The 19,826-nt window shown below is 59.4% G+C and carries 21 protein-coding genes and 1 pseudogene; 8 read left to right on the forward strand and 14 right to left on the reverse strand.

Annotated features, from left to right (window positions below; genetic code table 11):
- Positions 1-8: 8 nt before the first annotated feature.
- Positions 9-947 (reverse strand): SDR family oxidoreductase, encoded by a 939-nt coding sequence (locus AC57B6_RS11645; protein WP_216750799.1) that lies wholly within the window; start codon positions 945-947, stop codon positions 9-11.
- A gap of 469 nt (positions 948-1,416) precedes the next feature.
- On the opposite strand from AC57B6_RS11645, the gene AC57B6_RS11650 reads away from it, so the two are divergent.
- From AC57B6_RS11650 to AC57B6_RS11670, 5 genes are all read left to right on the forward strand, one after another.
- Positions 1,417-1,887, forward strand: a complete 471-nt coding sequence (locus AC57B6_RS11650) for a hypothetical protein (RefSeq protein WP_496421372.1) — start codon at positions 1,417-1,419, stop codon at positions 1,885-1,887.
- A 331-nt stretch (positions 1,888-2,218) separates the two neighbouring features.
- The gene (locus AC57B6_RS11655) at positions 2,219-2,422 is read left to right on the forward strand and encodes a hypothetical protein (protein WP_028646048.1); all 204 of its coding nucleotides are present in this window, start codon (positions 2,219-2,221) and stop codon (positions 2,420-2,422) included.
- Positions 2,419-2,970, forward strand: a complete 552-nt coding sequence (locus tag AC57B6_RS11660; RefSeq protein WP_028646049.1) for a hypothetical protein — start codon at positions 2,419-2,421, stop codon at positions 2,968-2,970. Before AC57B6_RS11655 ends, AC57B6_RS11660 begins: the two co-directional genes overlap by 4 nt.
- A 30-nt stretch (positions 2,971-3,000) precedes the next feature.
- Positions 3,001-3,696 (forward strand): hypothetical protein, encoded by a 696-nt coding sequence (locus AC57B6_RS11665; protein ID WP_496421373.1) that lies wholly within the window; start codon positions 3,001-3,003, stop codon positions 3,694-3,696.
- Positions 3,697-3,785: 89 nt separating this feature from the next.
- Complete coding sequence (locus AC57B6_RS11670) at positions 3,786-4,076, forward strand: hypothetical protein (protein WP_028195835.1); 291 nt, start codon at positions 3,786-3,788, stop codon at positions 4,074-4,076.
- Between the two features lie 211 nt (positions 4,077-4,287).
- Here AC57B6_RS11670 and AC57B6_RS11675 read toward each other — a convergent pair whose 3' ends face one another.
- Both AC57B6_RS11675 and AC57B6_RS11680 read right to left on the reverse strand, forming a co-directional pair.
- Positions 4,288-5,871, reverse strand: a complete 1,584-nt coding sequence (locus AC57B6_RS11675; RefSeq protein WP_496421374.1) for an EAL domain-containing protein — start codon at positions 5,869-5,871, stop codon at positions 4,288-4,290.
- A 652-nt stretch (positions 5,872-6,523) separates the two neighbouring features.
- Positions 6,524-7,114, reverse strand: coding sequence for a c-type cytochrome (locus AC57B6_RS11680; protein WP_042274646.1), 591 nt, complete (start codon positions 7,112-7,114; stop codon positions 6,524-6,526).
- A gap of 207 nt (positions 7,115-7,321) precedes the next feature.
- Here AC57B6_RS11680 and AC57B6_RS11685 point away from each other — a divergent pair, with 207 nt between their 5' ends.
- Complete coding sequence (locus AC57B6_RS11685) at positions 7,322-7,933, forward strand: class I SAM-dependent methyltransferase (RefSeq protein WP_496421375.1); 612 nt, start codon at positions 7,322-7,324, stop codon at positions 7,931-7,933.
- On the opposite strand, the gene AC57B6_RS11690 is transcribed toward AC57B6_RS11685, so the two are convergent.
- The 3 genes and pseudogenes from AC57B6_RS11690 to AC57B6_RS11700 form a co-directional block, all read right to left on the reverse strand.
- Positions 7,902-9,287, reverse strand: a complete 1,386-nt coding sequence (locus AC57B6_RS11690; protein ID WP_496421376.1) for a sensor domain-containing diguanylate cyclase — start codon at positions 9,285-9,287, stop codon at positions 7,902-7,904. The two genes, AC57B6_RS11685 and AC57B6_RS11690, sit on opposite strands and share 32 nt — an antisense overlap.
- 566 nt (positions 9,288-9,853) lie before the next feature.
- Entirely contained in the window at positions 9,854-10,150 is a 297-nt protein-coding gene (locus tag AC57B6_RS11695) for a hypothetical protein (RefSeq protein WP_496421377.1), read from the reverse strand.
- Between the two features lie 256 nt (positions 10,151-10,406).
- A pseudogene (locus tag AC57B6_RS11700) lies at positions 10,407-11,389 on the reverse strand (sensor domain-containing diguanylate cyclase).
- 343 nt (positions 11,390-11,732) lie between these two features.
- On the opposite strand from AC57B6_RS11700, the gene AC57B6_RS11705 reads away from it, so the two are divergent.
- On the forward strand, positions 11,733-12,044 hold the full coding sequence (locus AC57B6_RS11705) for a hypothetical protein (protein ID WP_496421378.1): 312 nt from the start codon (positions 11,733-11,735) through the stop codon (positions 12,042-12,044).
- Position 12,045: 1 nt separating this feature from the next.
- Here the strand turns inward: AC57B6_RS11705 and AC57B6_RS11710 are convergent, their stop codons facing one another.
- From AC57B6_RS11710 to AC57B6_RS11730, 5 genes are all read right to left on the reverse strand, one after another.
- Positions 12,046-12,894 (reverse strand): pirin family protein, encoded by an 849-nt coding sequence (locus AC57B6_RS11710; protein WP_496421379.1) that lies wholly within the window; start codon positions 12,892-12,894, stop codon positions 12,046-12,048.
- A 63-nt stretch (positions 12,895-12,957) separates the two neighbouring features.
- Positions 12,958-13,587 (reverse strand): NADPH-dependent F420 reductase, encoded by a 630-nt coding sequence (locus AC57B6_RS11715; RefSeq protein WP_496421432.1) that lies wholly within the window; start codon positions 13,585-13,587, stop codon positions 12,958-12,960.
- 28 nt (positions 13,588-13,615) lie between these two features.
- Positions 13,616-14,218, reverse strand: a complete 603-nt coding sequence (locus tag AC57B6_RS11720; protein ID WP_496421380.1) for an FMN-dependent NADH-azoreductase — start codon at positions 14,216-14,218, stop codon at positions 13,616-13,618.
- A 369-nt stretch (positions 14,219-14,587) separates the two neighbouring features.
- Entirely contained in the window at positions 14,588-15,004 is a 417-nt protein-coding gene (locus AC57B6_RS11725; RefSeq protein WP_046573169.1) for a nuclear transport factor 2 family protein, read from the reverse strand.
- A 140-nt stretch (positions 15,005-15,144) separates the two neighbouring features.
- Positions 15,145-15,828 carry an SDR family NAD(P)-dependent oxidoreductase gene (locus tag AC57B6_RS11730; RefSeq protein WP_496421433.1) on the reverse strand — a complete coding sequence of 228 codons (684 nt, stop codon included), beginning with the start codon at positions 15,826-15,828 and terminating at the stop codon, positions 15,145-15,147.
- A gap of 21 nt (positions 15,829-15,849) precedes the next feature.
- Between AC57B6_RS11730 and AC57B6_RS11735 the strand changes: the two genes are divergently transcribed.
- Positions 15,850-16,212 carry a winged helix-turn-helix transcriptional regulator gene (locus AC57B6_RS11735; RefSeq protein ID WP_028195824.1) on the forward strand — a complete coding sequence of 121 codons (363 nt, stop codon included), beginning with the start codon at positions 15,850-15,852 and terminating at the stop codon, positions 16,210-16,212.
- Positions 16,213-16,296: 84 nt separating this feature from the next.
- On the opposite strand, the gene AC57B6_RS11740 is transcribed toward AC57B6_RS11735, so the two are convergent.
- The 3 genes from AC57B6_RS11740 to AC57B6_RS11750 all read right to left on the reverse strand — a co-directional run bounded on the left by AC57B6_RS11740 (position 16,297) and on the right by AC57B6_RS11750 (position 19,822).
- Entirely contained in the window at positions 16,297-18,168 is a 1,872-nt protein-coding gene (locus AC57B6_RS11740) for a glycoside hydrolase family 15 protein (protein ID WP_496421381.1), read from the reverse strand.
- Positions 18,161-18,961 carry an SDR family oxidoreductase gene (locus tag AC57B6_RS11745; protein WP_496421434.1) on the reverse strand — a complete coding sequence of 267 codons (801 nt, stop codon included), beginning with the start codon at positions 18,959-18,961 and terminating at the stop codon, positions 18,161-18,163. The genes AC57B6_RS11740 and AC57B6_RS11745 overlap by 8 nt, the downstream gene beginning before the upstream one ends.
- 270 nt (positions 18,962-19,231) lie before the next feature.
- Positions 19,232-19,822 (reverse strand): hypothetical protein, encoded by a 591-nt coding sequence (locus AC57B6_RS11750; RefSeq protein ID WP_496421382.1) that lies wholly within the window; start codon positions 19,820-19,822, stop codon positions 19,232-19,234.
- Positions 19,823-19,826: the final 4 nt, after the last annotated feature.

Here is a 19,826-nt window from a genome sequence, read left to right on the forward strand (position 1 = left end):
AAGTGAGCTCACGCCACTTTACCTGGCCATTCTTTCCGGATCAGTTCCAGGCCCTCCAGATAGGTCGTCACCGCGAACTCGGGAAACCGGCGCTTGAACTTCGTGGAATCAAAAAGGTTGTCCTGCTCGTAGCGGGGCAGCAATTCCCTGAGCTCGCGCACCTGCTTCGAGAACAGCCCGGCAGTCGTTAGAGCCCACTTGCTGATAACCGAATAGCCAGGTTCGCGTCCAAAGACCTGGCTGGCCATTACGACGAACTCCTTGTACGTCGGCCGGTCGTCGCAGCATGGCAGATGCCAGGTCTGGCCAAAGGCATCGGGCGCATTGCCCAGGGTTGCCAGCGCCCGGCTCGCGTCAGGTGTCCAGATCAGCGTGCGCCGCGTATCGTCGCGCACGGGCACGCGCGGCTTCTTGCCGGCCTGGAGGTTTTCGATGATCAGCGCGTTCGTGAAACTCTGCGTTTTGCCTGGGCCATAGAATTCGGGCGCCCGGCCAATGAGCACCGGGATTTCGCCGCGGGCCATTTCTTGGAGCACCATCGTGGCCATCGCCGCACGTACCTTTCCCTTGCGACCCACCGGCGCGAAGGGCGCTTCCTCGGTCAGTAGCCGCGCGTCCTGCGGATACATGTAGGTGTTATCGAAATAGGCGAAGCTTGCGCCCGCCACGCGGCAGGCATCCAGGGCATTCTTCAGCATCGTGGGAAACTGCGCTTCCCATAGCGCCGTGTCTGGCGGCAGGCCGGCCGTGAAGTAGACGATGCTGCTTCCCTTGACCGCATCCAGGGTCTGCTTCGCATCAAGAAGGTTGGCGGACACCAGCGTGTCGGTGTCGTTGACCTTGCGTGGATGGCGGCTGACGAGCCGCACGTCGCTGGTGTATTTGAGCTGTAGCTCCCGCGCCAGTTCTACGGCGATCTGACCGTTCGCCCCCAATATCGTCTGCATGCTGTCCACCCTTATGAAATTGCACCTGATCGTGCGATGGACTCAAAGGTTAACTTTGAAGTGATGTTTAATGTCAAACTCTGCGGGCACCCGGAGCACTTCGATCATGAAGATTGGAGAACTGGCAGGGCGCCATCCAGTTTTGTCCTAGTCCTCCTTATCCGTTCGGCTAAATCAAACATTTAGCCTACAAGGTTGAAGGCAACGCGTGTTGCCTGCCTTATAATTACCAAGTCGTCGGGATACACCCGGTGACCAGGTTTAGCAGCCTGTAGTCGAAAACCGCACACCCGCTCACGCGGGGCGTGCGTCTACCTCTGCACGTCTATATTTCAATGGGCGGGCCGTGGTGGGGAGCCGCAAGGCTCGCCGGTTTGTTTTCGACCCGGTCTGCTAACCCGCTTCGTGCCCGCTCACCCTTTTCCAAGCGAGTGTCGGGCGATCCAGGAAGAAACAGGGAGATCGCACCATGAGCAAATCCACAAAAAACCAACCGGCTTCACGTCCGCCTGTCGACGCACTCCAGTACGAAAAACTTGCGCTGTCGGCATTCGATTTATGTAACCGGCATCTGGATCAACTGAATACCTTGATCACACTTGCGTCCTCAATATGTAGGAATCCTCCCATTACACTTGAAGAAAGACGACGTCGTCAGACGCTTCTTGAATTGCTGGTGGACACGTCTGAGCGATATCAGCAGGAACTCGAATGCGACCGCGAGTTGTATGAGGTGATTGCGCTAGACGCGAAGGGCGTTCCACAAAGCCGTATCACCGCACGCAATGCAGCAAACCTGCTTGCGGAGGAACTATTGCAGCGAACAGGAGAATTCCCAACGACTGTAACGGCGCCACAGCGCAAAAGGTCGTCCTCGGAAAACACCACGGCGTTGAGCGTCGAGGACAACGCACAACAGTCGGTTTCCGCACCCGCCTAGGCGATCAAGAGAGACAGGCAGGTGGTAAGGGCACATATCAGAATCGTTCCGCAACTCATGCACTGAGATGGTTTTGGCCCACCTCAGTGCAGCCGGAAGCGATCAATCGTACCGCTCGACTGGATCGTGCAACCGTCTGGTCAACGGGCAGCGGCATGAACTGGCACGTGGATAAGGCGACGCTTTTGCTGGCGGTCATCGCGTGTGCCGGTACCGCGTCGCCTCAAAAACCGTTGCCGATTCGGGCTGTGGACCGTCTTCGACGTTTCATTAAAGATCGCCCAACGCGCGCCGTTAAACGATGCATTCGGCTGGAATCGGAGATGCGTCAATGACGATCAGCGGTCCTGTGTACGCCTCTCTCGCAGAGGCATACGACGAGTGCGAACGCACCGTTCTCGCCGGGCCATTGAATGGCGAATGGGCGAACTCGGGCCGCCGACGTTGGAACGCGTTCGGCCATGAGCGGCCGTTCGACGGTGGGACCGAAATCGGCAAGGATCCGGCAATTGAGCAAAGGCGCGGGAAAATATGATCAGACTCGGGGACATTTTCGGCAGCAAACGGCGGCAAGCGGCGATCGATGAAAAGCGCCTCGCGTTCTACATGGGGTATGCATTCAGCCATGCGATTCAAGTGCAGCATCTTCTCGCGCCAGGCGAGCTGACTGTCCCGTACGTCGTCTACTGGGATAAAGAAACTCCCGTACCAGTTCCATATCCCGCCGCGACGCAACACGAATCAGTTGCGAACGCGCAGTCAGCCCGAGAACAGGCCACCTCGGGCTCGGGATGGTCGTCTGGGCGAGAGGGAGCCATCACTCAGAGTAACGGCGCGAAGATGGATGTTCTCGTGATCGAGGGATGGGTACCAGGGCTGGACGTCCCGCTCGAAGTGTTCGTGTACTACAGAAAGGACCCGTTCAGGCTGATTCAGGGATTCTTGTGGAAAGCCCATGCGCAGGTGCGCAAAGATGGCCCATCCTTCATGGCGGAATTCAAGCGCGGCATTCTGGCGCAATCTTTTGGCCAGCAGTGCATGGAAACCATCGATAACGCGGAACGCGTCCAGTTCGTGAGTTGATAGTCGAATCTTCTTTTAGGTAACCCGTTGATGATCTTCTATCCTATTACGTCACGACGCAACGCCTTCACCGAAGGCATGCTGAGATTCCTGCTTGAGACGAAGTACGAGAGCTCCAGGCCGATGGGAAACGTGGCCCAATCCAATTTGGGGACGGTCATCAAGACGTGGCTGGTTGGTCTTGGAATCACAGTCGCACCTGTCGTGCCCCGGTGCATTGACTGGTTGGGTAGAGCCATTGATACAGACGAGAAATTTGGAGCAAGCCAGGACCTCTACCGCTGTCAATTGCATTGGGCGAAGGGAATCGCCGACTGGATGGACACGGGTTGGGAAAGCGGCGAGTGGGAGCGAGCGCGGGTTTTCGAAGAGGCGGCATGGCGCTATGAGAAACGTCCGTGGCCGATGAACGAAATTATCAAATATGGCCTCGACGACTACATGGCGTTCGCGTTCCAGGCCGGCGACGATTCGTCACCCGACGGTTTGGAAGCGTACGAGAATGGTATTCAGATGTATGAACACTGGGTTAGTAACAAACCTCCGTCGATGTCGCACTCTCGCACCGCTGGAAGTAATTCAAAAGGCTTACGACGATATGCCGAACGTGCAGAGACCGGATTGGCTTGTGGGTTGAGTGATCGACCACAAAGGTACGCTCGACACGCCCGCCCACGTCGTCGACAATTGATTTCCATTTCGCCGACAGTATCGTTCCCATGCTGAGAAAAAGAGCACTCACCTTTCTGTGCCTCGCTTTATTCGCGGGCAGCGCATCAGCTTCAGAGCAGTCACCGAGGCCGCCAGGACCGGTAATGATGGTCCATTTCGATTACTACCCTAAGGACTTGCCGCGAATTCACGTTCTGGAGCATCGGCTAGAAAGCGCGATCAAGCATGCGGGTGTCGGTGAACTCGGTGAGACCGAATTACACGTGGATGGCAACGACGGTTATTTGTATATGTACGGCCCAGATTCGGATCGACTGTATGTGGTGGCAAGCCCGATCCTGAAGTCGTCCAGACTATTGACGGACGCTGAAGTCACGAAGTGGTACGGTCCCCGCACGGAAACCTTCGCGTTACACCGAGGCGGCGCGCGATAACGGCGCGACTGTCGAACTCGCCAGTAGCGCGCGAGTGAGGTTTGCGTCGAACGGGCTCGGCCGTTTCCTGCCTGCGGATTGGACCCGAAGAAGTCTGCTGTTCCAGACACAAGACACGATCAGTTTCAGCATCGCGCGGAAAGCGGTGCCGTCGGTCAGTTGCAGTTCGTACGTGCATTGGGCGCGCGTGCCATCGCCTCGCGCATCCGGATTAATGATGGATCAACTGAAGCGTCGATCTGCTTTCGCTAAGCCAGACGATAAGTTCATTAGCCCGCATGGCCTTCGCAAACAACCAACCCTGCCCATACTGCACACCTCTGTGCACCAGATATTCGACCTGGACTTCGCGCTCGACGCCTTCGGCCACGATTTCAACCCCCAGTTCGTGTGCCATCTCGATGATATGCGGCGCGACGACGCTCGATGCCGCGTCTTGTGCAATGGTGTCGATAAATGACTTGTCGATTTTCAGGACATCGATCGTAAAGGTTTGAAGATACGACAGGCTGGAATAGCCCGTTCCAAAGTCATCGATATAGACAGGGTGGCCGGCGTCCCTGAATGCGGCTATGGTTTGCCGCGTTGCGTCGGCATCCATGAAGCTTCGCTCTGTTGCTTCGATTCTGACCTGAGCGGGTCGAATACCCGTCCCCTGCAGCCGCGCTGTAAGAACGCTCAGGAAGCGCCGCGTCCGCAAATCGTCGCTGCTCACATTGAGTGACACGTAGAACGAGGGACATGAGCGCAAGAGCTTCGACAACTCGTCAATCGTCTTGTCCAGTACGAGGTCAGTCAACTGCTGAATAAGACCGTTTTGCTCCGCGACCGCGACGAAGATTTCCGGCGAGATGTTGCGTCCGTTCAGGTTCCACCTGACCAGCGCCTCTACGCCAACGCATTCGCCGCTCGCGAGGCGGATGATCGGCTGGAACACCACATCGAGTTTCTTGCGTGCTATCGCCCATGCGAGCGTCGCCGGGAAGGAGAGTTGCCGCGAGATTCGCCTGAACGCAATCCAGCCGAGCACAGCGCCGACAATGAGACCAATCGAAAGCCACATCACGAGCAACCCACGCCAGTGACCCACGAGGCTGCTGCGAGGAGACTTGACTACCACCCCGAGCGGCCGGCTTGACGAACGGGCGACAGCGTAGTGCCATTGTTCATCGCTCACATTCCCAGCCAGCTTCCATGCGTTGAGCATATCGTCGGCGTCCGCACCAGGCGACGAAGCAAGGATTGTGTTTGTCTCGACATTGATCGCCGCGACCGGTCTTCCAGCGGGGTCGATAATATCGACGTAGGACTGGGGGTCGATCGAGACGTAATTTCCATTGCGACCAATCTGAATATCCTGGCGCTCGTCGCTGAGGGGGTTTCGCTGCCTGTACCAGAACAGATAGCCGTCCTTGCTCCGCCAATCGGGCGGGGGCGTCGTCAGATGTTGTGCCCGAACGTCGCCTAGAAGCGGTGAGCATAGATATTGTCCGTCACTGTAAGCACCTGCGTCCTGTACGTACCGGTAATTGAAAACCACGCGGGCAAACTGCGCGACCTTGGCGGGAGAGCAGAGACCGCCGGGGAGCGCTTCCATGTCGGCAATAGCGGCGAATGCCTGGTAGGTGACAAGCTCCGCGCGCATCACGGCTTTCGCGGCGAACTGCTGCAGATCTTCCTGCTCGCGACGTTCTGCATCCTCGTCAGCGATATAGATGCTGGTCAGTACTGGGGCGACCGTAACTATGCAGCCCAGCGCGATAGAAGCAGAAATAAGCGACAGCCGCTTGATCATCTCGCAAGTCTCGTCGTGAATGACCGCAAGGGAGGCTTCGCGCCACAGGTGCGGGATGCTCGGAGTCGAACGTATGGCTTTACGATGTCAGCATCAAGGATAGTATCTGGCGCTATTTTTTCAATGTGCCCGATTTATGCGTCCTCTATTAGCCGATCTCTCCCTCATCATTTCCAGGCGCGCTAATGGGGGCCCAGAAAGCAAAAACCCGCCTTCTGGGCGGGTTGTGAATGTGTATCGTCAACTCAATAGATATTCCGCCGAGACTGTCGCGGCGGTAATAATCGAGTCGATGTGGGATCGGTTTAAGTGCCAAAGCATAACGCGGCACACGGAACGAGACAAGCACCGGTCGCTGTGACAATGAGCTGTCTTACCCAGACTGCGAAGGTTGCGTGGGTATCTGCGTGATCGTTCGGGGGAAAAGGCATAGAGGTATTTTCACATGCATGTTTTGATTGCTGCATACGTGGCCCGCGTAATCGACGATCTCGCCCTGCGTAGTCGGCTCGTCGGTCACCGAGCGGGTCGCGGGTTCTGTTGTACAAGCGGTCAACAGCACTAAAAATTGGAAAGCAATGACAACGCGCTTCATGTTATGGACCTAGGATGACCACTGAACCAACCGGGCATGTGAATCAGAACAGCGCAGTCACTCTTTACCAGGCTCCGGCGTCGGACCTCTAAGAGACACGCGCGCGTTGTCACCCTGGGCGTCGCCATGTGCGAGCTCGTCGTACTTATCCTTCGATATTCCGCGCTCGGCGTAGATAAAGGCAGCGACTTGCCACATCGCCTGGTCTGACTGCGTCTTCCCGAACGATGGCATAGCCGTCATGTTCACCCCATGCTTGATCGTCCAAAACATCAGCGCCGGCTTATTCCTACGGCTGGCAGACAAGAGCGAGGGCGCGGCGGGTTGAATACCTTGTCCGGTGGCACTCAGTGGCCGGTCGGGCGCACCGTGGCAGAGGGCACAGGTGGAGTCGTACATCCGCGCACCTGAACGAATGTTTTCAAACGACAGCAGGTCGCCAGGCGCGACGTCAGATCCGGCGTGCCGGTGCAACGAGGCTTCATACGTTCCATGCAACAGCTTCGCTACGAGCGGGTTGTCTTTAGAACTTGCCGAGACGTCATACACGCCGGAATACATAAAGGCCAAACCTGCGGCGACAAGCAAAAGGAACAACGCAGCAACGGTTGCGACAATCGTCGCAATTCTGGAACGAAGGGACAGCATGATGGGCGCGCCGTGTAGGGTTGGTGAACTCCTATTCTCCGTGGCCCTGCTTACCGAACAGCGACGCGCAGATTACCGATTTGTTATCTGACATGGCCGAGCAGGCCGCCTCGGTCCAGGCCGGACCTGAGTGGGCCAGGCGCAGTCATTCGACACCTCGGCCTGAATCGTCGACAATCAGCCGATCTGACAATCCAATTTTCATCAATGTCGATCGACGTTCCGGGAACCGAAGGTTATGCCGAGTATGCCGCGGCCTTGGCTAATGATTGGCACAAGATTTCGTTCCGAGACCACCACCAGCCCGTTCTGCATTTGATACCAACGGCGCCTTCGCGCATTCTCGACGTGGGTGCCGGCATGGGCCGCGACGCTGCCGCATTGGCATCGATGGGGCACGCGGTGGTAGCGGTTGAGCCCGTCGACGAATTGCGGGCTGCTGCGATCAACTTCTATCCGGCTTCCAGCGTCGTCTGGCTCGACGACAGCCTTCCAGAACTTCGCCTCGTCCGGGAGAGGGCGAACACCTTCAACGTTGTCATGATTACTGCGGTATGGATGCATCTCGACGAAGCGCAGCGTCGACGAGGCATGGGCACCCTGTCTGAGCTGCTAGACGACGGCGGCCTCCTCATCATGTCGTTGCGTCATGGGCCGGTCCCGGCGCGGCGGCGCATGTTTGACGTCTCCGCCGCTGACACGATCAGGCTTGCCGAGGCCCATCGTCTGCAACTTCTGCTCAATGTTTGCAGCGACTCAGCTCAGCAAGCAAACAGGAACATGGGAGTCATCTGGACTCGGCTTGCTTTCCGGAAGTGAGGATCTGTGTGGCGGCGACCGCGTTTGGCGACTCCCGCCCGGCAATTTCCGTGGCATCGACCACCCGATTGCGACCGCATGCCTTCGCCCGGTATAAGGCTGTGTCTGCGAGCCCCAGCAATGCGGACGCCGACTCTGGCTGATGTGGGAACGTGCTCGCCAGGCCGACCGAGACGGTGACGGGTGCCCCGCTCGGGGATGCCGACCGGATCCCGCGTTTCTCGACGGCGGCTCTCAACGATTCCGCGACGCGCAGTGCCGCCGCCTTATCGCACGCCGGGAGAACCACCACGAATTCTTCGCCGCCATAGCGCGCGACGAAATCGCTCTGCCGCCGCAGCGTGCTCGAGAGCGCGCCTGCGACTTCCTTCAGGCAGTCGTCGCCCGCCATATGTCCAAACGTATCGTTGTACTGCTTGAAGTGGTCGACATCGAGCAGCAATACGCAAAACGGCTGGTTGCTGGCGGAAGCTCCGGCAAAGTCGCGCGCGAACCGGTCGTTGAAATAGGCGCGGTTGAAAACGCCCGTCAGGCCGTCGCGGGCCGACGTCTCAACGAGCTTCCGGTGGGTCTCGGACAACCGCCGGTAGAGGCCCGTCGTCTCGTAGATGAGCATGCCGAGCACGGCGCTCGATGACACCATCGAGGCGACGCGCGCCGCGTACCACCCGACGCTGTATCGCGCGCCCGCGGAGAGGGTGAGCGTCACATCGATGAGCGCGCTGAGGAGCGCGATGGCGAGCCACAAGTCCATCAACGAGCGCAGGCGGGTCGTCGACACATGCAGTCCCAGCGCCGCGAGGCAGAGCGCTCCGACAACGATCCCAGCGGGGCTGTCGGACAACTGGGCGTACGAACCCGATGTCGCGACAACAGGCGGGAGGTGCGAGTGTCCGGCGGTGGCGAGGATGCACAGGCCGACCGCCACAGCCGCGGCACCGATTGCGACGGCTCTGCCGCGAGCGCGGTGCGTCAAGCTCGGCGGAACGGACCGGGCGAACAGCGATGCCGTCACCAACGCGGGGAAGCCGCCGTGCCAGAACACCCAGATCCATACCGCTGTCTGCGGTCCCGCGCCTAGCAGGCCGGTAGGCGAAAACACGCCCGGAAAGACGAGCAGCTGGATGGCGGCGATGACGCTGGTAAACGCGTAGGCGCCGCTCAGAGCCGCGAACAGAAGCCTGCCCGAGACGGCGTACTGCGTCCACAGCAGCAGCGCTGTCAGGCCTTCGGTCAACGTAACCCACGTAATGAACACCGGAAAAAACGGCGCAACCACCAAGCCCGGATCTTTGGCGTGTGGCCAGACCAGCGCGGCGGCGGCAATCGCAAGCGCCGCGACAATCGCGGCCATGACACGATGCCGGGGCGTGGACGGCAGGTGGATAAGCGTTGTTTGCATGGAAGAAGGAGGCGCAGCTGCGGCAGACGCCACTATAAACCTTGCCGCAGAGTGGGAGCCTCTGTTTTACGGCGGCCGGCGGAGTTTCTTTAGCGCTGGAAGTACTGCACGCCGCTTCGGTGCAACTGGCCCGACAGCCTTAAGCGCGAATTCGTCGTCCTAGGCGAAGAGTTGCATGGGTGCAGTGCGATCAGGCTGACGAAATTCCGGGTTCGGCCAACTGCGGACGTTGCCCACGGGTGTCTGGATTGCTAACAATCGACGCCGTGAAGCGATGCTTACCGGCTGCTCATAAGCCGCTTCACGTCAATTGAGTCTGGGCCGCCCCAAGCGTAAGTCACATGCCAGTTAATAAACAGCAGGATGTTTTTTGTTGCGGGGTCGTAGATTTCCTGAAGGCTTTTCACCTTGAACACCACACCTTTGTAGCTGACTAGGTGGCACACAAGGTCTGCGACATACCCGTCATCCAGATGAGGTTATGCCCGGTCACGGCGCTGCCGGGTCGATGGAGGATATCAATGATGCTGATTCAGAAGTTGGAGCAAGGGCGGCCCAATCAAGAGCAAAGCTATGCACCCTATGACGCACCACAAAAATAGCGTGTGAATTCGCGTGATAAATCCAGACCGTTGAAGCACGCCCGGATTCCGGCGCACGATGCGATTGACGAGCACGCCGCTAAGTCCCGTCAGCAAGCCAAAAATCAAGATTTCGGCGACTCTGTGGTGAGCAAGGGAAATCAGGACGCCGAGGATACCGATGGCCTGCAAAATATAAAGGCTGAATCCCATTTTGCTTAGCGTTCTTGTCATCCTTTTTCCTTGTTTTAGATTAATCCGTTCCACCGCTTGCTCGGATATCGACAGCTACCACGCATTCTTTTATCCCGGCCGAAGGAAATGTGCGCGGAAGCGACGCACCGAATCATTCAAATCGCTTCGCATGGCACGAACTGCGATTTCAATTCGATTGAGGTAATGGAGGCGCGCAGCCGCGAGAAAAGCCGCAAGGACACGCGGCGAGTGATCTGCGCTGTTCTGTTAGAGCGCCGACGAGCTTTCCAAACTTCTACATCTGCCGCGTCGAGCTGCCGCCCCTCTGCTTAGCCTTGTGCGCATACATGCCGACATCGCTTTCGACAAGCAGGTCGATGACCGATTGATGCCGCTCCGGATCGAACTGTGCTTGTCCGACGCTAAAGCGGATTTCGTAGCCGCGTGTCAATCCAGCGTTGGCCTCCGCGAGCGTGTCGCGCAGGCGTTTGAGCACGCGATGTGTCTCTTCATCGTTGGCATCGGTGAGAAGCGCGACGAATTCGTCACCGCCGAGACGACCGATTACATCGCTGTCGCGGAGCGCGGCACGTAGAGCATCGGCGAACGTCACTAGCGCGCGATCGCCTTCGGCGTGCCCATACGTGTCGTTGATCTGCTTGAAGCTATCGAGGTCAAAGAACAGCAGCGACGCGTGCCGGCCGAGGCGCTTGCAGACGTGCAGCGTTTGTTGCGCGAGCGCTTCGAAGCCGCGCCGGTTTACCAGTAGCGTGAGGTCGTCGATGGTGGCGAGTTCGATCGCGCAATCTCCCGTTCCACGATCTGCGCCAGATCCCGCAAGAGTCCGCGCTCTTCGCTGCCGAATTCTCGCGGGTGCGTATCGATCACACAGAGCGTGCCGAGTTTGCTACCGTTCGGTGCAGTCAGCGGCTGCCCGGCATAGAAGCGTATGCCGGGCGCGCCTGTGACGAGCGGATTGTCATAAAAGCGCGCATCGTTGCGTGCATCAGGAATCACCAGGACGTCATCGTGCAAAATGGCGTGCCCGCAAAAGGAGATGTCGCGCGACGTCTCCGCGACGTTTAAGCCGATACATGACTTGAACCACTGTCGGTTCTCATCGATGAGACTTACAAGCGCGATCGGCGCTTTGAACAGGCGACGTGCGACTCGCGTCAGCCGGTCAAATCGTTCCTCACTGGGCGTGTCTAGCAGTCGCAACGCGCGCAGCGTGGCGAGGCGCGCAGGTTCGTTGTTGGGAATGGGCGCGGCAAGCATAACAGTGTCTCGGTTCTAACAGCCTTTTGAATTTGGGTCCCGCATAAACAGGGTTTGAGCGACAGGCGTTAAGGATATCGTGTTCATGATCTTTGACATTGGGTGCGATGCGCGGAATGAACGAAATACAGAAATCCCTGTACACGAATCTCAGTTGCGTACTATGACGTGACTGCGGTCCGAAAGCGAGTAGCAGTTATCTGTCAAAATATGCGTATCAGATCGCGCCGTCGTATTCGGGTAGCCGACTATGCCGGGGAGAGGGGGTGATCAACCTGCCGATGGCGCGACGCCTGCCCACGCTCCGCCGTCGGTATTGAAGCCGACGGCCTGAACGTCCTTCTTGGCCATCGACGGCAACAAGTTCAAGGCCGTCAACAATCGCGATCGCGACTTTACGAGCGCGAAGGTCAAGGCGCGCCTGCAGCAGGTCGATGAGAGCATCGCGCGATATCTTTGCGCGATGAAGACGGCAGATCGGGCTAAATCCGATGTTGCCGAGGCGAATACGAGTCGGATCAGCGACAAGATCAGCAAGGTCAGGCAGCGGATGCAGGACCTCAAAGCGATGGAGCAGGGATTGCGCGAGTCGCCAGGTGAGTTGCTGGCGGAAGTCGACATATGTCGAACTCCTGAACACTCCCGCTTGCCCTGATTCAGAATCGGCCGGCTCGGAAGTCGGCGAACGCTTGCTTGATTTCCGCCTGCGTGTTCATGACGAAGGGGCCTCCAAACGCGATCGGCTCATGCAAAGGCTGCCCGGCGAAAAGAAGAAAGCGGCCGGCGTTGCCCCGCGCCGTTATGGTAATTTCCGACAATCCCGGCTCCTCCGATCGCGTTAACCAGCCAAGCTGGCTGGTCTCCAAAAGGTCACCGGCGGCCCCGATCTCGACCGCACCTTCGAGGACGTAGACAAAAGCATTGTCGGTCGCCGCAAGCGAGTGCTGAAACCCGCCGCCGTTTTCGACCCGCACCTCGAGCATCGTGACAGAATGGTGGTTGAGCGTGGTCGAGACCCTATCGGCGTACGCGCCGGAAAAGATCCTGACCTCAACGCCGTCCTCACTCCACACTGGCAAGCCGGAAGCCACCAGATCCTGATACCGCGGAACGGCCATCTTCTCGGCCGCAGGTAAATTCACCCAGAGCTGCAGGGTATGAGCACTTGTCCCGGCCGGAGGGTTTTCCTCGTGCTGGATGCCTCGGCCGGCGGTCATCCACTGGGCATCGCCGGCACGGATGACCCCCTTATATCCGGCGCTGTCTCGATGCTCAATCGCCCCCTCAATGACGAACGTAACCGTCTCGATGCCGCGATGTGGGTGAAAAGGGAACACCCCTTCGGACGTCCAATCCTCGGCCATCAGGACGAACGGATCGGCGAATACGGCGTCCGGTGCGTCGATCAGACGGCGAGCGCGATGTCCGGCTCCTTGTCCCGATACGAACTGGGGGTCGTCGATGCGGGCTATTTTTCGAACAAACATCGGTTTTGGGGTGTTCATTCTGCATTCCTCTGAAACGGCGACCAATTCGCGAACTCACAATGCACGCGGCTCGAGTTCTCCTTAGCGAACGATCCGGCGGACGAAGTGCAATTCAACAGCGGACAGAGGGCCACCGAGCTGTTGCATCGCACCGCCGTCCGCAAGAGAGCCGAGGTCGAGCGCGACCAGACCCGTCGAATTGATAAGTTCGACCACAAGCGCCTTGGCATCGCGATCGTCGCCCGACACGAACAGTACGGTCTTCCGCTTCTGTGGCGAGAAATCCTGTATCCAGGCCATCGGCATATTGCTGATTGACTTCACCAGCCTGGCCCCAGGCGCCATTGCGGCGACTATCTCGCTCGACGTGCGGCCCCCCAGCGCGGCAACCGATTTCGCTACGCCGGCAGCGCTGATGTCCGGTTGCTCGCCCATGTGGGGGTTCGTCCCGTCGACGAGTATGCGGCCGCTCCAGTCGATATCCTTGAGCGCGTCCGGCGCGTCCGCCCAATTCGTGGCGAGGATCACCACATCGCATTCCGCAGCGTCCTGCCTGGATCCTGCGCTGGCGGCCGGACCAAGTTCGCTGACGATTTCGGCCAAAGCCTCCGGCCCGCGCGAACTGGACAGGACGATCTCATGGCCCGCACCGATCAAGTGACGACCGATGGTCGTAGCCATGCGACCGGCGCCGATGAACCCAACTTTCATGACCGTTTCTCCGAGATCAACCGACGACTCAAGCAACTGCGGCCGACGCAATCACCTCGCCGAACGCCTCCACCGCCGTCTCGCCTGACATTCCAGCGCGCGCCGATCCGGCGAGTACGATTTCCAGATCTGTAATTCCGATGAACCCCAGCACCTGACGGAGGTAGCTGCTGGCGTGATCGTAGCCTTCGATCGGAGAGCCAGGACTGAAATCACCCCCGCTCGCAAGAATGACGGTGGCCTTCTTGCCGGTTAGCTGCCCGACATTGTCGACCACCGTGACGCCGACCCGGACGATATGGTCGATGTAGGCTTTCAGCACCGCCGGGATAGTGAAGTTGTACATCGGTGTGCCGATGACGATGCGATCGGCTGCCTGCAGCTCGGCGACCAGATCGTTGGATATCTTGATGGCGGCAGCGCTCTCCGGCGAATGTTGCTCCGGGGATGTAAACGCGCCGCCAATCCACGGCAGATCGACAAACGGCAGATTGGTCTTGATCAGATCGCGTTCAATGACTTTACCGCCGGGGTGTGCGACCAGCCATTTCTCAACGAATACCGCCGAGAGCTTGCGGGAGGTCGAGTGTTCGTGGCGAGGGCTTGCCTGTATCGCGAGAAGTGTCGGCATTTCGGTCTGTTTCCTATCAGCTTTGAAGCGTCGCCCAAGTGGGCTCGCGTGATATGGAAGATAGTTAAAGTGAATCATCTTGAAAACTGACGAAATATCGCTTCAATCCATCTAATGAGTAGATGCCATGCTCGACACGGTTTCATCAGCTAACTTCGCACCTTCTGATTTCGGGGCTCAGTTGGGGCCACAGGCCCGTGAACTTGGTCGCTGAAGACGTGGCTGTCGGTCGTCTGGTCGAGCTCTGCCGCCGAGCACGGCACCTCCGCCCTCTTATATTTGTCCTCTCGCGCACGCGCGGCATGCGGAGGGGCGATCCGCGGCTGATCTACCGGTCTATCCTGACCCGATGGCCGGAGATGGACAGCGCTACGCCGGCCCGGATGCGTCCATCTCCGAGGCCCGCGCCAAGGCTTGGGTGTCGACGTACTCCCGGATGTTCGTTATCTTGCCGTTTCGAACGGTGATGGCGAAGACAAAGTCGTCCTTGAACGGCTTTTCGGTAGCCTTGATTTTCCCTATCGCGACGCCAAGGACCATTACCCGTCCTCCCTGCGCTACGAATTCAGGAGGCTCTGGAGATGTCATTTCCACCTCTTGGGATGCCTTCTGAAGCACATCCGCCACTCCCGTGTGCCCGCGGTGCGTGCCGGCCAGCGGCCAGTTTTCGCCCGGAATGATCCACTCAATATCTTCGGCACACAACGCCAGCAGAGCTTGCTTATCGCCGCGGCCGATAGCTCCAAAGAAACCCTTCACAATCTGGACATCGTCTTCAGTACTCACGATAACTTCTCCATTCTGTTGATTTCCATTGAGGTCCAACCGGCCTTTGTATCGAATTTGACTGGGTCGAAGCTGTGCCGGGTTTGGCACGCCCTACGGGCTCCGAAATATTGAAAGGAGCGCCATAGAGCGAAGCCACGTCAGATTTGCGCCAGGCCGCCGTCAACGGCGACCTCGCTGGCGGTCATGAAGCTGCTGTCCGGCGACGCGAGAAAGGCGGCCGCCGCTGCGATCTCAGCCGGCTCGGCCATACGCAGGAGCGGAGTCATCGCACCGTAGGCCTTCTGACCTTCCTCGCCCAGCGCTTCCTTCGCGAGTTCGGTCGCCGTCGCGCCGGGCGAGAGCACATTTACCCGGATGCCAGTGCCCTTCAGGTCCTGCGCCCATGTCCGCGCAAGGTTGCGCACCGCTGCCTTGCTCGCGCTGTAGGCAGTGAATCCCGGGGCGCCCGTGGTCCCGGCGCTTGATCCGGTCAGGATGATCGAACCGCCCGCGCTCATCAGCGGCAGCGCCTTCTGGACCGTAAAGATCGTACCCTTCACATTGGTGTCGAAGGTCTCGTCAATGTGCTCGGCGGTGATCTGCCCGAGCGGAAGCGGGCTTCCCGCTCCGGCGTTGGCGAAGACGATGTCGAGGGTGCCGCGCTCGGCCTTCACCGCCGCGTAGAGCCGGTCGAGGTCGGCCTCATCGGAAACCGAACCCTTCACCGCGCGGGCATTGGGCCCGAGGTGGGCCACGGCGGTGTCGAGCGCTTCCTGCCGGCGGCCGACGATGAAGACGAACGCGCCTTCTTCGATGAAACGCTTTGCTGCGGCAAAACCGATGCCGGTAGCGCCACCGGTAAAATGACGACGCCCCCTGAAATCTGCGACACCGGCTGCGGGCTCAACGCCACGCTTCGCATCATCTCGGGCAAGTGGAAACCGCTGATCCTGTTTTTCCTACGCGGCGGCCCAAAGCGCTATGGCCAACTCAAGCGCTTGATTCCGGACGTCAGCGACAAGGTGCTGATCCAGCAATTGAAGGATCTGGAAGCCGATCGCGTGCTGGCGCGCAAGGACTACGGAGAGGTGCCGCCTCGCGTGGATTACGCGCTGACTCCGCTTGGTCGCAGCCTGGCCGAGGCGATCATCCCACTGTGCACTTGGGGAACCGAACACGCGGCGGAAATGGCAAGCATCTTCGCCGCGCGTGATGCCTTGCCCTAGCGGGGGCTCAATCAGCCGATCGCTGAGCCTCGTTGTCTTCCAGTCCCTGAAGACACACTGCCGCCGCGCGCTGCCCATCGGCTACTACGTCCACGGCACATGAACTTTATCCAGACTCCGATCAAGCTGATACGCAGCGCTGATCAGGGCGAGATGGGTGAGCGCCTGCGGGAAGTTACCCAGGGCCTCGCCCGTCGTGGCCACTTCCTCCGAGAACAGTCCAAGGTGGTTCGCATATTCAAGCATCTTGTCGAATACGAGCCTCCCCTCATCGACACGCCCGGCTCGAGCAAGCGCCTCGGCATACCAGAACGAACAGGCGCTGAATCCGCCTTCAATGCCGGGCAGCCCGTCCAGTTCGGAACCTCGTGTGTAGTGGAAGATCAGCGGATCGACCCGCAACTCGCGCCCAATCGCGTCGAGCGTACCGAGAAAACGCGGGTCGGTCGGGCCGATGAAGCGCACCAGCGGCATCATCAGAGCCGCCGCGTCGAGCGTAGCGGAGTCCGGTGTTTGCACAAAGGACTGCAGCTCTTCATTCCAGAAATTTTCGTGAATGTCGCGGTAGATTTCATCCCTTACTTCGAACCACTTCGAAAACGGCGCAGGTAGGGACCGTTTGTCGGCGAGGCGAATCGCCCGGTCGAGCGCGACCCAGCACATCAGGCGTGAATGGAGCAGCGGTCGCGCGCCATTACGCAGCTCCCAGATACCTTGATCCGGCTCGCGCCAGTGTTCGACCACGTAGTTGACCGTTCGTGTGACGTGCCGCCATCCCTCGTACGGAACCGCAGAACCGTACTTGTTGTACAAATAGAGGGCGTCTAGCAGCGCACCGTACACATCGAGCTGGGTCTGATCACGCGCACCGTTGCCGATGAGCGGGCCGCCTTGCCTGTCGCCCGTCAGCGTATCAAGTTCGATTTCCTCCGGTGCCCGTTCGCCGTCGACGGCATACATGACGTGCAGCGAGCCATCGGAATCGCAGCGCTGACTGCGCGCGGCAATCCATCGGATGAAGTGCCGCGCCTCCGACGTATAGCCGAGGCGCAGCAATGCGTAGACGGAGAAAGCGGCATCGCGTATCCACGCAAAGCGGTAATCCCAGCGTCGTGAACCGTCCAGGGCTTCGGCGAGACCGAAGGTCGGCGCCGCGACGATCGCGCCATGCTCGCTCGAGCTCATCAGTTTGAGCGTGAGGGCAGAGCGCATGACCACTTCACGGTATCGTCCGCGATAGGTGGAGTGGGATGCCCAGCTTTGCCAGAACCGCGTCGTGTCAGCGTAGACACGGTCGCAATCGAGACGCCGGCCGCGGAGTTCCTCAGCGGAGCCGAGCACGAACCAGGCGGACTCGCCGTGGTGCAATTCGAATTCGGCGCGAGCGCAGCCGTCTTCAACCGCGAGCGGCACGCCCGATTGAAGCTGTAGCGCCATGCCGTCGTCTTCCGGGGTGAACTCGACGGTACCCTCGTCCGGCATCTCCGCGCGGTGCGCCGTGCGCGCGTAGTCGAAGCGCGGCGCGCAGTGCATCCGCAAGCTCATGGTTCCGTGCGCCATTCGCACCAGGCGCACGAGACAGTTGGGCAGCGACTCATGGTCCTCGGCGACGTCGCCCGATGCCTCGCCGCCGGTATCGCCTTGAACGGGCATCAGGTCGAGCAGTTCACAGACGCCTTCAGGCGTCATGAAACGCGTCAGCAGGATGTTGGTTTCGGGGATGTACATCTGCTTGACGTTGAACTCGTCGCACATGGGCCGGATCCCGAATGCGCCGCCGTGCTCGGCGTCAAGCAGGCCAGCGAAGATGGTTGGCGAGTCGATGCGCGGAAAGCACATGAAGTCCACCACGCCTTCGATCGAGATCAGCGCGGTCGTCTTCATATTGCCCACAATGCCGCGGGCGTCGATGGGCAGCCCGGTCTTCGACGGCCGTACGTGCTGTCGGTCACCCATTGTTGGCGAACTCCGGATAGAGGGTCATGCCGCCATCGACGTAGAGGGTCGTACCGGTGACGTAATCGCTTTCGTCCGAAGCGAGCCACACGGCGGCTTTGCCGATGTCTTCGGGTTCGCCGACACGCCCATAGGGGATCAGCTTGAGCAGCCGCTCGAGCGCCTCCTCGGTCTCCCAGGCGGCGCGGTTGATAAGGGTCTTGATCGCGCCGGGCGCAATTGCGTTGACGCGGATGCGTTGCGGTGCGACTTCCTGCGCAAGCGATTTCATCATCATCTGGATGCCACCCTTGGACGCCGCATAGTTCACGTGACCTGCCCACGGAATCACGTCGTGAACCGAGCTCATCAAAATGAGCTTACCCAATGCTTTCGAAACCGGACGCGGGCCACGTCTGGCGAATTCGCGAACGGCGCGCTGCGCGGTAAGAAATTGCCCGGTCAGATTTACGTCGAGGACCCGTCGCCAGTCATCGAGCGGCATGTCTACAAACGGGTGATCCTTTTGCACGCCGGAATTAGCCACGACAATGTCGACGCCGCCGAAACGTTCCTGACTCGCCTGGAAAAGCCTGTCGACGTCGGATTCGTTCGACACGTCCGCTTTTACCGCGATCGCATGGCCGCCCGCGTGGTTAATCTGACTGGCCAGCGCCTCGGCCGGTGCAGGCTCCGAGTGGTAATTGATAACGACGGACGCGCCGGCGTCTGCAAGCGCTTTGGCCACGCCGTATCCGATTCCGGAGCTGGCGCCGGTGACGATCGCGACCTGGTCATGAAGAGTGAGGGGCATGGGAGTCTCCGGGCGGAAATGTTCAAAATGGGGTGGTACCGGGCACGCCGCAACAGCAGCAAGCAAAATGCCCGGTCCCGGCGCGGCATTGCAGTGGCGTATCCCGGTCTCCCTTTCTTCTTTCCGCGGAAGCTCAGCGTTGCTTATATGGTGTCGGTGGGTTATGCGCACAGGTGACAGATCGGCGCCAAGCATGTTTGTCATGCCGGTCGGCGTTGCCTATGTTCCACCACCAGACTGTACCTGGTAAGACTTAATATTTTGTCATCCTTATTTATTGCGTCGATAGTCGTATCGATGCGCGAGCCAACGTGTTGCAGTACCGTCCGCAAGAACAAAGTATTGATCCTTTGTTTCGTGGTCGGGACCATCTTGAGTGATGACTTCCTCCATACGGAGCACCCGCCCTGACCAGCCGGGCGCAATCGGTGGCGCAGCGAATGGATCGAAACGCAGAGTGATACGGTCCGGCGAATCTCGCTCGAAACTTGCAGCCGACATCGGGGCGACAGGAATTCGCGCCTCGATCGAGACGTAACGCCATTGCCCAGCGATCGGGTCATAGCTGAGATAGTCGATTCTTAGGGGCCGAATGGAGCCTTGAGCGTGCATCGTCTCCTCAAGGAGCGTGCCCACCATGCGTCGATCGGCGATCAGCCCATTACTCAAAACAGGTGTTGCTCCGGGGTGTTCCCAGAACGTATCAGACACGGTCCACGCGCCAGTCTCCGCGCCGAGAGCAGTCACTTCCGGCGCCGCGTGGTCGATGGAATTGGGTTCGGCTGCCGCTGGCAGCGTCTGAAGCGCCAGCGTGGCCGTCAGAATTCGGATTCCGTATTTCGAAATGCAGTCGATTTTCATGTCG

It is taken from the genome of Paraburkholderia sp. BGA-UO-ETr-F12 (assembly GCF_059567945.1).

Excerpts from the sequence above, each read along its gene's own strand:
- AC57B6_RS11645 (WP_216750799.1), bottom strand. The coding sequence starts at position 947 with ATGCAGACGATATTGGGGGCGAACGGTCAGATCGCCGTAGAACTGGCG.
- AC57B6_RS11650 (WP_496421372.1), top strand. The coding sequence starts at position 1,417 with ATGAGCAAATCCACAAAAAACCAACCGGCTTCACGTCCGCCTGTCGAC.
- AC57B6_RS11655 (WP_028646048.1), top strand. The coding sequence starts at position 2,219 with ATGACGATCAGCGGTCCTGTGTACGCCTCTCTCGCAGAGGCATACGAC.
- AC57B6_RS11660 (WP_028646049.1), top strand. The coding sequence starts at position 2,419 with ATGATCAGACTCGGGGACATTTTCGGCAGCAAACGGCGGCAAGCGGCG.
- AC57B6_RS11665 (WP_496421373.1), top strand. The coding sequence starts at position 3,001 with ATGATCTTCTATCCTATTACGTCACGACGCAACGCCTTCACCGAAGGC.
- AC57B6_RS11670 (WP_028195835.1), top strand. The coding sequence starts at position 3,786 with ATGATGGTCCATTTCGATTACTACCCTAAGGACTTGCCGCGAATTCAC.
- AC57B6_RS11675 (WP_496421374.1), bottom strand. The coding sequence starts at position 5,871 with ATGATCAAGCGGCTGTCGCTTATTTCTGCTTCTATCGCGCTGGGCTGC.
- AC57B6_RS11680 (WP_042274646.1), bottom strand. The coding sequence starts at position 7,114 with ATGCTGTCCCTTCGTTCCAGAATTGCGACGATTGTCGCAACCGTTGCT.
- AC57B6_RS11685 (WP_496421375.1), top strand. The coding sequence starts at position 7,322 with ATGTCGATCGACGTTCCGGGAACCGAAGGTTATGCCGAGTATGCCGCG.
- AC57B6_RS11690 (WP_496421376.1), bottom strand. The coding sequence starts at position 9,287 with ATGGCCGCGATTGTCGCGGCGCTTGCGATTGCCGCCGCCGCGCTGGTC.
- AC57B6_RS11695 (WP_496421377.1), bottom strand. The coding sequence starts at position 10,150 with ATGACAAGAACGCTAAGCAAAATGGGATTCAGCCTTTATATTTTGCAG.
- AC57B6_RS11710 (WP_496421379.1), bottom strand. The coding sequence starts at position 12,894 with ATGAACACCCCAAAACCGATGTTTGTTCGAAAAATAGCCCGCATCGAC.
- AC57B6_RS11715 (WP_496421432.1), bottom strand. The coding sequence starts at position 13,587 with ATGAAAGTTGGGTTCATCGGCGCCGGTCGCATGGCTACGACCATCGGT.
- AC57B6_RS11720 (WP_496421380.1), bottom strand. The coding sequence starts at position 14,218 with ATGCCGACACTTCTCGCGATACAGGCAAGCCCTCGCCACGAACACTCG.
- AC57B6_RS11735 (WP_028195824.1), top strand. The coding sequence starts at position 15,850 with ATGACGACGCCCCCTGAAATCTGCGACACCGGCTGCGGGCTCAACGCC.
- AC57B6_RS11740 (WP_496421381.1), bottom strand. The coding sequence starts at position 18,168 with ATGGGTGACCGACAGCACGTACGGCCGTCGAAGACCGGGCTGCCCATC.
- AC57B6_RS11745 (WP_496421434.1), bottom strand. The coding sequence starts at position 18,961 with ATGCCCCTCACTCTTCATGACCAGGTCGCGATCGTCACCGGCGCCAGC.
- AC57B6_RS11750 (WP_496421382.1), bottom strand. The coding sequence starts at position 19,822 with ATGAAAATCGACTGCATTTCGAAATACGGAATCCGAATTCTGACGGCC.